This window comes from Paenarthrobacter sp. 10L412 (genome assembly GCF_056395565.1).
In genome coordinates this window covers 16042-28056 of sequence record NZ_JBFTJT010000004.1, presented here as the reverse complement: position 1 = coordinate 28056, position 12015 = coordinate 16042, and the positions used below count along the sequence as shown (strand labels likewise).

Here is a 12015-nt window from a genome sequence, read left to right as displayed (position 1 = left end):
CGCAACGCACCTTAGGATTGGTAACCATGACCGATTCCGCAGTTACCCCGCAGGCCAGCGACCAGTATGTGCAGTCGTTGGCCAGGGGTCTGGCCGTGATCCGGGCGTTCGATGCGAACAACCCGGTCATGACCCTCAGCGAAGTCGCAGCCCGCACCGACCTGACCCGCGCCACGGCCCGTCGTTTTCTTCACACCCTCGTGGAGTTGGGCTACGTCCGCACGGACGGCAAGACCTTCGCCCTCACTGCAAAGGTGCTGCAGCTCGGGTACTCGTATCTGTCGGCGCTGTCCCTGCCTCAGCTGGCTCAGCCACATCTGGAGCAGTTGAGCATGAAGCTGGGGGAGTCCACGTCAGCGGCAGTCCTTGACGGTCCGGACATCTTCTACGTTGCCCGCGTCGCGACCCGCCGGATCATGAACGTCGGCATCACTGTGGGCACCCGTTTCCCGGCATACGCCACCTCCATGGGCCGTGTGCTGCTCGCCGGTCTGCCACAGGCCAAGCTCGAGGCATACCTGGCCAACGTCGACCTCAAGCCCATCACGCCGCGAACCGTGGCCAACGCGGCAGACTTGAGGTCCGCCGTCGAGCAGGTCCGTGCGCAAGGCTGGTGCCTGCTGGACCAGGAGCTGGAAATCGGGCTCATGTCCATCGCGGCGCCGGTGTGGAACCACAACAACGGCGACAACGTTGCGGCGATCAACGTGTCCCTGCAGGCCCAGGCTGTCGCGGCGGAGTCGGACCCGGACAAGTATCTCGAGTCCGTACGGCAGGAAGTGGTCGCAACGGCCAACGCGATCTCGCAGGACGTGTCCGCGAAGCACTAAATCGAGGCGCCTCTACTTCCGGATCGCAGCCAGCCGCGTCTCGAGAATGCGCCGCACCATGGAGTCGGGAACAGGGTTGTCCGCAGAGAACCGCAATGTCCCCGGCGACCACGAGTAGCCGCCCAGCTCCTCCGACATCTCCGGCAGGATCTGCCCACTAAACGGGTACAGGGCCAGGTGGTTCTTGGTTTCGAGTACGCTCACGAAGCCCTTGCCATCCACAAGCAAGGCAGGCATGCCGTAGCTGGTGCCTTCCTCGGCGTCCGGGGCAAGTTCACGTGCGATCGCAACTATCCGCTCCAGGATTTCCCGGTTGCCTTTGCTGACGTTCTCCAGATATTCGGTGACGGTTCCCATAGGGGACATGCTTCACTAAGCCCGCAGCAGAGGCCAGAGATTTAGCCCTCAGGAATAACCGCGATGCCCTGGATTTCGATCAGGGCCTCTTTCTGCCACAGCCGGGTCACACCTATGCCGGCCATCGCCGGGTACTGTGTGCCAGCCATTTCACGCCAGATTCGTCCGATCTCGCGGCCGTTCGCCATGTAGTCGTCTACGTCTGTGAGGTAGATGGTGACGTTGACGAGGTCCTCCGGCTGCCCACCGGCTTCCCGCAGCGTGGTCAGCACGTTGGAGAACGCCTGCGTGAACTGCTCCACGATCCCGCCGGGGACGATGTTCATGTTCTTGTCCAAGGCAGTCTGTCCACCCAGGAACACCGTGTTGCCGGCAAGCATGCCGTGCGCAAAACCGGATGGCTTGGGGAGTGACTCCGGGTTGATTGTTTTGTGGCTCATGCTGTTCCTCCTTGTTGTGGCAACTGCAAAAACTTTTGAAATGCCTCTGTGCAGATCATTTCTGCCGTGCTACGTTGAGCATATGTGACGATCGTAAAAAAGTCGACACATTGAATCTCGAAGGAGCAGAACCCATGAAACTTGCCACCTTGCGCACCTCCGGCGGAAGTACGACGGCGGCACTCGCCACGGGCGCCGACACGTACGTTGCGTTGCCGGCCAACGACGTCGGCGCGCTCCTGGCCCAGCCGGAATGGCGGTTGATCACCGAGAAGACAGCCGAAGCGGCGGTGGAGGGCGGGCAAGTCGTCATCGCAGCAACTGAAGCTGACTTCGCCCCGCTCCTGCCCCGCGCCGGAAAAGTCATTTGTTGCGGGCTGAACTACGGGGACCACATCCAGGAAATGGGACGCGAACTTCCTGAATTTCCCACCCTGTTCGCCAAATACGCTGACACCCTGATCGGGGCCACGGACGTCGTAGAAGTCCATGGGAGTGGGCGCGTGGACTGGGAAGCCGAGTTGGCCGTCGTCGTGGGTTCTGAACTGTTTCGTGCCGACGAAGACCAGGCCCGGGCGGCAATTGCCGGGTACACCGTTGCCAATGACGTCTCCATGCGTGACTGGCAGAACCGCACCCTGCAGTGGTTCCAGGGCAAGGCCTTCGACGCAACCACACCAGTGGGCCCGGTGATGTTGACTGCGGACGAGGCAAGCGAAAGCTTCGAGGTCCGTGGCTACGTCAACGGTGAGCTCGTGCAGCAGGGCAATACCAGCACCCTGGTGTTCGGCCCCGCACAGCTCCTGTCCTACATTTCCCAGTTCACCGTCCTGCGCCCCGGCGATCTCGTACTCACGGGCACGCCCGGGGGAGTGGGCATGGGGATGACCCCGCCGCGTTTCCTGAACGACGGCGACGTCCTCACCACCGAAATCGACGGCATCGGCCGCCTGGAAAACCAATTCCGAATCCACGCGCCGGTCACGCCAGTCCCCGCCAACGCCTAAAACCCACCGCCAAAAGGAGAACCCCCATGAGCCAGACCACCACCGAATACCGCCTCGAAGGCGACAACTCCATCTACGCCGGCGCTGACGGCAAGGTTGTCCCCGTAGTCACCCGTGCGGGTGAAGAAGACACCAACACCGCCCAGTCCGGGGATTGCATCCGCGTCTCCGGAGTGAGCATCCAGCACACTCCGGCAACCAAGATCTGGTTCGGCCAGGTGTCCAACACCCCGGGCTACCGCTCACTCCCGCACCACCACGGCGAGGCAGAGACCGGTGGCTATGTGCTCCGCGGCCACGGCCGCATCTACTTCGGCGAGAACTACTCGCAGTTCATCGACATGAAGGCCGGCGACTGGGTGTTCGTCCCGCCGTTCATGCCGCACGTCGAAGCAAACATGTCTGTCACCGAAGAACTCGTGTGGCTCACGGCCCGCACCCCGGAGAACCTCGTGGTCAACCTCGACGACGTCCCGGACGAAACCCTCGCCGACTACCGTCGGGCGTAACCAGCCATGATCACCGGAACCTTGACCTCGGAGACCTTCCTCAAGGCTGTGGAGATGACAGCCGTTGAAGCCCACGTTTTTGACGAAGCCTACGAAGCCACCACCCAGTACGTTCCGTGGCCAAAAGCCTATGGCGGAGACATGGTGGCCCAAGCGGCAGCCGCCATGATGCTGTCCGTGGAGGCCGACAGGCAGCTCCACTCGATGCACAGCTACTTCATGCGGCCCGTGGACATCGGTGCCCATGTTCGCTACGAAGTAGAGCGCTTGCGCGACGGTCGCGGCTACTCCACCCGCAACGTCCGTGGTTTCCAGAATGGTAAGCCTGTATATGCCGCGATGGGTTCGTTCCAGGTTCCCGAAGATGGTCCGGACTTCCAGCCCGAGGCTCCTGCCGCCGTCGAGCCTGAATCCCTGCGCTCCGCAGCGGAAGCACTGGACGGGACAGAAGGCCCAGCCGCAAACTATTGGTCTACGGGCCGTAGTTTCGACATGCGGCATATTCCAGGACCGGTATACATCGAGCTTGAGGGTGGATCCATGCCGCAGCAGGCAATTTGGGTCAAGGCTTTCGACAGCCTCCCCGACGACGCCAACCTCCACCGCACCGCCCTCGCCTACGTTTGCGACTACACGATCCTGGAGCCGCTGCTCCGGGTCAACGGACTCAACTGGTCCAGTCCCGGGCTCGCCACCGCCAGCCTTGACCACTCCATGTGGTTCCACCGCGATGGCCGCGCCGATGAGTGGGTCCTCTATGCACAAGAGGCCATATCCGGCCAAAGCAACAGGGGCCTGGCCATGGGCCGCTTCTTCGACCGGCAAGGAAGGCTCCTCGCCACAGTCGCCCAAGAAGGCATGATCCGCGCCTGAACGGCTTTACCCCCCCCAACATCATCCCCAGCTTCACTGACGCACCACTGAAAGGAACGGCCATGAGCATGACGCCATCGGCCCACGTGGACACGTTCACGCGCGACCACTTGCCGCCCGCCGACACCTGGCCGGCGCTCGAATTTACACTGCCGGAACTCCACTACCCGGAGCGGCTGAACGCTGCCGCCGTGCTGATCGACAACGCGGTCGAGACGTACGGCCCGGACCGGCCAGCGCTCCGCACCCCGGATGGCACAGTCTGGTCTTATGGACAGTTGCAGCTGCACTCCAACCAGGTTGCCCAGGTCCTCACCGAAGACCTCGGGGTAGAGCCCGGAAACCGTGTGCTGCTCCGCGGCCCCAACAATCCATGGCTGGTTGCCGCCTGGCTGGGTGTGCTGAAGGCGGGCGCCGTGGTGGTCACTACGATGCCCATGCTGCGTTCCAGCGAGGTCGCCACGCTCATCCAGCTCACCAAGCCTGTGGTCGCCATTTCCGATCACCGCTTCGTGGATGAGCTCGCGACGGCCGCAGGCGAGGACGTCACCGTCCTGAGCTACGGAGGGCACGACGACGGCGATCTCACCCAGCGCTGCCAGCGCAAGAGTGGGGAGTTCACGGCTGTGGACACGTCGGCAGACGACGTAGCCCTGCTGGGTCCAACGTCCGGGACCACGGGTGTGCCGAAGGTGACCATGCACTTCCACCGGGACGTCCTGGCGAATGCGGACACCTTTGCCCGCCACATCCTTCAGCCCACAGCTGATGATGTCTTCGCCGGTTCCCCTCCACTTGCCTTCACGTTCGGGCTCGGCGGATTGGTGATCTTCCCGCTGCGGTTTGGCGCGTCGTCGCTCCTGACGGAGAAGGCCGGGCCTGTGGAACTGGCCGAGCATGCTTCGGCTGCCGGGGCCACCATCCTTTTCACGGCTCCCACTGCCTACCGGGCGATCCTGAAGGAAAAGCGCGGGGACTTGCTCCGTGGCCTCCGCGTCGCTGTTTCGGCGGGGGAGCACCTGTCCAAGGAGACGTGGGAAGCGGTCCGTGAGGCGACGGGCCTGAGGCTGGTCAATGGTATCGGCGCCACAGAGTTGCTTCACGTGTTCATTTCCGCTGCAGGGGATGACATCCGTCCAGGTACTACCGGCAAGGCTGTGCCGGGCTTCCGTGCAACCATTCTTGATCAGGACGGCCACCAGCTTGGCCCAGGCCAGTCTGGCCGGCTTGCAGTGATTGGCCCTACGGGTTGCCGCTACCTGGACGACGCACGCCAAACGAATTACGTGGTGAATGGCTGGAATGTCACTGGCGATACGTTCTCGATGGATGAAGACGGGTACTTCACGTACCAGGCCCGCTCGGACAACATGATCGTGTCCTCCGGCTACAACATTGGCGCACCCGAGGTGGAATCCGCCATCGACCAGCACCCGGACGTGGTGGAGAACGCGGTGATCGGGCGGCCTGATCCTGAACGCGGAAGCATCGTGTGCGCGTTCATCGTCCTGCGAGAGGGCGTCATTGGCGACGCCGCGAAGCGCAAGGAAATCCAGGACTTCGTGAAGCAGACCATCGCCCCGTACAAGTACCCGCGCGATGTCCGCTTCGTCACCGAGCTGCCGCGGAACCCCAGCGGCAAACTCCAGCACTTCAAGCTCCGCGATGGCCTCCTCAAGGAGAGCACCACAGGCGAAGCAGAAACCCAACAACTTACCCCCGCCGGCCAAAGCCAGGCTTGAGAAGGAGCATGAGCATGAAGATCGCAATCGTTGGAGGCGGCCCGGGCGGCCTGTACTTCGCAGCACTGATGAAGCAGCTGGATGCGTCACACGAGATCACTTTGTGGGAGCGGAACGCTGCCAGTGACACGTTTGGTTTCGGTGTGGTGTTCTCCGATGAGACATTGGGCGGGATCGGGAACGCGGATCCAGTGGTCGCGGAGTACATGAGCCGCCGGTTCGCGCGGTGGTCCGATATCGATATCCACTTCCGTGACCAGATGATCACGGTCGGCGGGCAGGGGTTCGCGGCGATGAGCCGCAAGGAACTGCTGGAACTGCTGCAGCGCCGCTGCATCGAACTGAACGTCGATGTCCGGTTCTCCACCCTGGCCCCGGCCATCGAGGACCTCGAAGCGAACTATGACCTGGTGCTCGCCGCTGATGGGGTGAACTCCCAGATCCGTGCTAAGTACGCCGACGCGTTTGGCCCGGACCTGGACCCCCGGACCAACAAGTTCATGTGGCTTGGTACGGACCAGGTGTTCGAGGCCTTCAAGTTCTTCGTCAAGGAGACTGAATTCGGCGTCATGCAGATCCATGGCTACCCGTACTCCGATGAGGGCTCGACGTTCATCGTGGAAATGCACCAGGACGTATGGCACGCGGCAGGGTTCGACGAAACCGCCAACGAGGTCTTCCCTCCCGGGGTCTCGGACGAGAAAGCGATCGCGAAAATCCGCAGCATTTTCGCGGAGGAGCTGGATGGCTACGAGGTCCTGTCCAACAACTCCAAGTGGATCAACTTCACCACGGTGCGGAACCAGAGCTGGCGCAAGGGCAACGTGGTCCTGCTCGGCGACGCCGCCCACACCGCGCACTTCTCCATCGGCTCCGGCACGAAACTGGCCATGGAAGACTCACTCGCCCTCGCGGCCTGCCTGCACGAGCACCCCGACGTGGACTCCGCTTTGGTAGCGTACGAGGCTGAGCGGCGTCCCGTCGTCGCCTCCACGCAGCGCGCCGCGCAGGCATCGCTGGAGTGGTTTGAGCGGATCGGCCAGTACAAGGACCAGGACCCCACCCAGTTCGCGTTCAACCTGCTCACCCGCAGCCGCCGCATCACCCAGGAAAACCTCCGCCTCCGGGATCCCGAGTTTGCGCAGGCCGTGGACCGGAACTTTGCCGAATCCCAGGGCCTTGCCCAGGTAGCGCCGGCGATGTTCCAGCCCTTCCGGATCGGGGAACTGGAGGTGAAGAACCGCATCATCGTCTCCCCCATGGACATGTACTCCGCCACCGACGGGATCCCCGGGGACTTCCACAAAGTCCACCTCGGCTCCAAAGCCCTCGGCGGCGCGGGCCTGGTCATGACCGAAATGGTCTGCGTGTCCGAAACCGGGCGCATCACCCCCGGCTGCAGCGGCCTGTACACGGACGGACAACGGGACAGCTGGAAGGAAATCGTGGACTTTGTCCACGCCCGCTCCACCGCCAAAATTGGTGCCCAGCTGGGCCACTCCGGCCGCAAGGGCTCCACCAAGCTCATGTGGGAAGGCATCGACCAGCCCCTCGAGTCGGGCAACTGGCAGGCCATTGGACCGTCCGCCCTGCCGTACGGTCCGGAAAACCAGACCCCGGCCGAACTGGACCGGGCCGGCATGGATGCCATCACGGCCGAGTTCGTGGCTTCCGCGGTCCGCGCGGACGAGGCAGGCTTTGACCTCCTGGAAATCCACGCCGCTCACGGCTACCTGCTCTCCTCCTTCCTCTCCCCGGTCTCGAACAAGCGCACCGACGAATACGGTGGCAGCCTCGAAAACCGGTTGCGGTTCCCGCTGGAAGTCTTCGACGCCGTCCGTGCGGCGTGGCCTGCCAACAAGCCGGTGACGGTGCGCATCTCCGCGACGGACTGGATCGAGGGCGGCAACACCTCCGACGATTCGATCGAGATCGCCAAGGCGTTTGTGGAGCACGGCGCCGCCGGCCTGGACGTTTCCACCGGCCAGGTCGCCAAGGAGGAAAAGCCTGCGTTCGGCCGCAGCTACCAGACCCCGTTCGCGGACCGCATCCGCCAGGAAGTCGCCGCACCCGCCGGGGTGGCCGTGATCGCCGTCGGCGCCATCTCCAGCTACGACGACGTGAACTCGATCCTCCTTGCAGGACGCGCGGACCTCATCGCCCTGGGCCGCACCCACCTTTACGACCCGCAGTGGACTTTGCACGCCGCTGCAGAACAGGAATACCACGGTCCTGGCGCACAATGGATCCCGCAATTCCGCGCCGGCCGCCGCAAACCCCCAAGCGCCCGCACGGACGCCGTCCGCCCCCGCCTGTCCCTGCTGAAGGAACCCGACACTGAAGAAACCACCACCCACCTCCGCTGGACACCTGCGTCCGCCGCTGCATCTGCGTTGGTGAAGTAGCCATGGCCGCCGCACCGATTAATGACTGGAACGTGCCCAAGCGCACCACTGGCTTGGTGTTGATTTGTTGCTGGCTCGCCATCCTCGCTGAGGGGTACGACGTCGGCGTCCTGGGGGCAGTGCTTCCGGCCCTGGCCGAGTACAAACAATGGAACCTCAGCCCGCTTGCCCTGGGTGGGCTGGGATCATATGCCTTGATCGGCATGCTTATCGGAGCCCTGTTCATCGGGACTCTGAGCGACCTCGTAGGCCGCAAGAAGATGCTGTTGGCGTCCATGGTGATCTTCACCCTCACCCAGGCTGGTGCGGCCTGGGCTCCGACGCCCGAGCTGTTTGGCCTTTTCCGGCTCATCGGCGGACTGGGCATGGGCGGTGTCATCCCCGTGGCCGCAGCCCTGACCATCGAGTACTCAGCTCCCAATAGGCGTTCCTACAACTACGGCCTCATGTATTCGGGCTACTCGCTGGGCATCGTTGCGGCCGCGCTTGCTGCGATGTTCGTGCTGCCGGTTGGTGGCTGGCGGGCCGTGATTGCTATTGGTGCCGCGCCGATTGTCCTGCTGCCCATCATTTGGAAGTTCCTCCCGGAATCGTTGGAGTACCTCGAGTCCAAGGGACGTAAGACCGAGGCCAAGGCCTTGGCTGCCAAGCTGGAGATCGCCGACTACCAGCCGGTGGCAACGGTGGCAGAGCTGGGTTCACAGGCCTCCTCACACGCCGCAGATCCGTGGTGGAAGACCATCACCACGATGTTCTCCAGGAAGTACCTGCGCTCCACGGTGTTCTTCTGGATTTCCCTGTTCTGCGGCCTGGTACTCGTCTATGGCCTGAACACCTGGCTGCCGAGCATCATGAAGAAGGCCGGCTACGATCTGGGCTCGTCCCTGACATTCCTGTTGGTCTTCAGCCTGGCCTCCGCCATCGGCGGCCTGCTCCTTGGCCGTGCGGCAGACAAGTACGGCAAGAAGCTCATCCTCGTGGTGTTCTACATCCTGGGTGGCCTGGGCATCATGCTCCTCGTCTTCCCCAACACCATGGTGGTCAACCTGCTGTTCGTGGCCTTCGCAGGCGTCGGTTCCATCTCCACGTCCCTGGTCCTGACCGGCTACATCGCTGACTACTATCCGGCCAAGGTTCGCGGTACGGCCACGGGTTGGGCTCTCAGCTTTGCCCGCCTGGGTGCGATCTCCGGACCCTTGATCGGCGGCTGGATTGCAGGTTCCAAGCTGCCCTTCGAGGCCAACTTCGCGATTTTCGCCGGCATCGCAGTGGTGGCCGCGGCCGCCGTCGCTATGATTCCGAAGCCGCAACCCGAGGTGACAGTTGTTGCGCCCAACGCGGCAGCCGACGTCGCGGACCCGGACGACGAGACCGCGGCAGTCAGCACCCGCTAGGAGAATCATGGACGCGTTTCCTGAAGCGAGTGTTGAGCGGACGGTTGAGTGGGTGGACACCGATGCCTCCGGCCACCAACACAACTCGGCCATCCTCCGATGGGTGGAAGCCGCCGAGGCAGAGCTGTTCCGCTCCCTGGAGCTGCCCGACTACTTCCCCAACGCTCCCCGCGTCCAGCAGGTGATCAACTACAAGGCCAAGCTCTGGTTCGGCCAGCGCGTCACCGCCACGGTGAAAATCCACGCGCTCGGCCGGACCTCGCTGACCATGGCCTTCGAGGTCCGCGGCCACCGACTTGAAGATATGCCCCGCGGAACGCCCGACGGCGTCACTCAGCAAGGTGCATCGTCGGACGGCAGCGAGGTGGCCGCCTTCGGGACGGTGACCACGGTCCACGTCCCCAACGGCACCACCGCCGCGCAGCCTTGGCCGGAACATTTCGTCCGGGCTGTGCGGTGTGCTGACTAGCTGACAACAAGGACGCCCTCAGGATCGGCTGGCAGAGCATCAGCCTTTCCCGGCCATTGATGGTTCCCCACCTATGATGAACATGACTGGCGCCTAACCTGGCGCGGAAATGAGGGTCCTTCAATGTTCGCCGTCCCGGCACCCCCGGTGCGCCATCAGCAACTCCTGGTCACCATCTTCGGTCTTTATGGCAGGAATGCTGGTGATGCGTTGCCGGTCTCCGCGCTGGTTTCGATGCTCGGTACGCTCGGCTATGACGCGCCGGGTGTGCGATCGTCCGTTTCCAGGCTTAAGGCAAAGGGTGTCCTGAAGAGCGTCCGCGAAGGCGGCATTGCCAAATACAAGATCGCCGAATCGGTGAGCGACGTCTTCCGTGAAGGTGATCGGCGGATCTTCGCCCCGGAACAGCCAGCTCCTGTGGATACGTGGGTGCTCGCCGTGTTCTCGGTGCCCGAGTCGATGCGGAACCGCCGGCACCAGCTGAGGTCCGCCTTGTCCAGCCTGGGATTTGGGTCCGTGGCGTCCGGTGTATGGATCGCTCCGGCACACAAACTGGAGCAGGCTCGCGAACGCCTCACCGCCAGCGGGCTCATCGAGTTCGTGGACCTCTTCCGCAGCGACTACGTTTTCGATGGCCCCATGCGGCCCAAGATCTCCGAATGGTGGGATCTCAAGGAACTCGATGAACAGTTCACGGAGTTCCTTGAGATCTACCGGGGCGCCGAGCAGCAGTGGATTGACCTGGTGGGAACCGACCCTGAGGCGGCCTTGGCTGATTCGACGGCCGAAGTGCGGCGCGACGCTTTCCGCTACTACATTCCGATGCTGACCTTGTGGCGGAAGTTCCCTTACCGGGACCCCAACCTCCCGACGGACTACCTTCCGCCTGAGTGGCATGGGCCCGAAGTCCGCCGGACCTTCCAGGCAGTGCACCGGCTCGCCGCGCCGCTCGCCGCGGCACACGCCCATGAGGTCATCAGCGAAGCTTTGGATCCAGTCCTGACGTAGCCGTTGGTGCGGGTTTAGCCGGCGGTCCGGGCTTAGTCCTTGGTTCGGGGCGCGTCGATGATGCCGAAGATTTCTCCCTGCGGCGCCTGCAGGATTGCCATCCGTCCCATGGGGCTGTCCATGACTGGCACCAAGGCTGAAGATCCGAGTTCCATGGCTGTTGCGGCGGTTCGATCTACATGGTCACTGGCAAACCACGTCAGCCAGTGATTCGGCGCGCCCTCGGCAATTTCGGTGTCGTGCTGAATGCCGCCCACTTCGCGGCCATCAGAAGCCCGCTTGGCGGTTGCGTATATGAATCCGTCCTGGTCGATGTCCTGATAGCTGAAGCCAAAAACATCGGCATAGAAGGACCGGGCCAGCGCGTAGTCGCGGGTGTGGAGTTCGTTCCAGCACAGTGCACCGTGCTCGTTGACGCGCTCCGCCCCGACATGGCTTCCCGCCTGCCAGATGCCAAAGACCGCACCCACGCTGTCTGCGGCAATTGCCATGCGCCCGGAGTCCATCACATCGAAGGCAGGAGCGATGAGTTGGCCACCAGCGGCGGCTACCTCTTTGCACGTGGTGTCGACATTGTCCGAGGCCAGATACGTAGTCCAGACGGTTGGCATGCTGGAATCCTGTTTGGGGCCGAGTCCCGCAACAGCTTGTCCGTCCAGTTGGGCCAGTAGGTAGCCCCCTGCCTCTTCGTCGCCGGAGAGGTAATCCCAGCCAAACAACTCCGTGTAGAAGGACTGGGCGGCAGGGAGATCATCGACCCCCAGATCCACCCACGCAGGTGTTCCTGCAGGCCATTTCTCAGTTTGGGTAGACATAGCAACTCCTTGGGTTCGGGGCTTAATTGGCGCGGCTGCCTCCCGGAATGCCCCATGCGCCGGGCTTCCTGGGAGGCAGCCACTCCCTTTGTGCGTCCAGCGTCCAATTCGTGATGCGATTCGGCCCAAATCTTGGCCGCAAATCGTGCCCACCCGTCGTGGAGTG

Annotated in this window: 12 protein-coding genes; 9 read left to right on the top strand and 3 right to left on the bottom strand. The window is 63.2% G+C overall.

What is annotated here, in order from left to right:
• The first annotated feature begins 26 nt into the window (after positions 1–26).
• Entirely contained in the window at positions 27–830 is an 804-nt protein-coding gene (locus AC1DD7_RS05265; protein WP_477514112.1) for an IclR family transcriptional regulator domain-containing protein, read from the top strand.
• 12 nt (positions 831–842) lie between these two features.
• On the opposite strand, the gene AC1DD7_RS05260 is transcribed toward AC1DD7_RS05265, so the two are convergent.
• Positions 843–1187 (bottom strand): iron chaperone, encoded by a 345-nt coding sequence (locus tag AC1DD7_RS05260; RefSeq protein WP_431117224.1) that lies wholly within the window; start codon positions 1185–1187, stop codon positions 843–845.
• Between the two features lie 41 nt (positions 1188–1228).
• The gene (locus tag AC1DD7_RS05255; RefSeq protein WP_442017275.1) at positions 1229–1627 is read right to left on the bottom strand and encodes a RidA family protein; all 399 of its coding nucleotides are present in this window, start codon (positions 1625–1627) and stop codon (positions 1229–1231) included.
• A 134-nt stretch (positions 1628–1761) separates the two neighbouring features.
• On the opposite strand from AC1DD7_RS05255, the gene AC1DD7_RS05250 reads away from it, so the two are divergent.
• From AC1DD7_RS05250 to AC1DD7_RS05215, 8 genes are all read left to right on the top strand, one after another.
• Positions 1762–2634 (top strand): fumarylacetoacetate hydrolase family protein, encoded by an 873-nt coding sequence (locus AC1DD7_RS05250; protein ID WP_477514111.1) that lies wholly within the window; start codon positions 1762–1764, stop codon positions 2632–2634.
• Between the two features lie 26 nt (positions 2635–2660).
• The gene (locus tag AC1DD7_RS05245) at positions 2661–3143 is read left to right on the top strand and encodes a cupin domain-containing protein (RefSeq protein WP_431117221.1); all 483 of its coding nucleotides are present in this window, start codon (positions 2661–2663) and stop codon (positions 3141–3143) included.
• 6 nt (positions 3144–3149) lie between these two features.
• On the top strand, positions 3150–4016 hold the full coding sequence (locus AC1DD7_RS05240; RefSeq protein WP_477514110.1) for an acyl-CoA thioesterase: 867 nt from the start codon (positions 3150–3152) through the stop codon (positions 4014–4016).
• 62 nt (positions 4017–4078) lie between these two features.
• Positions 4079–5758 carry an AMP-binding protein gene (locus tag AC1DD7_RS05235; protein WP_431117219.1) on the top strand — a complete coding sequence of 560 codons (1680 nt, stop codon included), beginning with the start codon at positions 4079–4081 and terminating at the stop codon, positions 5756–5758.
• A 14-nt stretch (positions 5759–5772) separates the two neighbouring features.
• Positions 5773–8163: a bifunctional salicylyl-CoA 5-hydroxylase/oxidoreductase gene (locus tag AC1DD7_RS05230; protein WP_477514109.1), complete on the top strand. Its 2391-nt coding sequence runs from the start codon at positions 5773–5775 to the stop codon at positions 8161–8163.
• Between the two features lie 2 nt (positions 8164–8165).
• A complete protein-coding gene (locus AC1DD7_RS05225) occupies positions 8166–9557 on the top strand; it encodes an MFS transporter (RefSeq protein ID WP_477514108.1) in 1392 nt (463 codons plus the stop codon).
• A 7-nt stretch (positions 9558–9564) separates the two neighbouring features.
• On the top strand, positions 9565–10026 hold the full coding sequence (locus AC1DD7_RS05220) for an acyl-CoA thioesterase (RefSeq protein ID WP_477514107.1): 462 nt from the start codon (positions 9565–9567) through the stop codon (positions 10024–10026).
• A 123-nt stretch (positions 10027–10149) separates the two neighbouring features.
• On the top strand, positions 10150–11034 hold the full coding sequence (locus AC1DD7_RS05215) for a PaaX family transcriptional regulator (RefSeq protein ID WP_442004835.1): 885 nt from the start codon (positions 10150–10152) through the stop codon (positions 11032–11034).
• Between the two features lie 32 nt (positions 11035–11066).
• Here AC1DD7_RS05215 and AC1DD7_RS05210 read toward each other — a convergent pair whose 3' ends face one another.
• Positions 11067–11849 carry a VOC family protein gene (locus AC1DD7_RS05210; RefSeq protein WP_477514106.1) on the bottom strand — a complete coding sequence of 261 codons (783 nt, stop codon included), beginning with the start codon at positions 11847–11849 and terminating at the stop codon, positions 11067–11069.
• Positions 11850–12015: the final 166 nt, after the last annotated feature.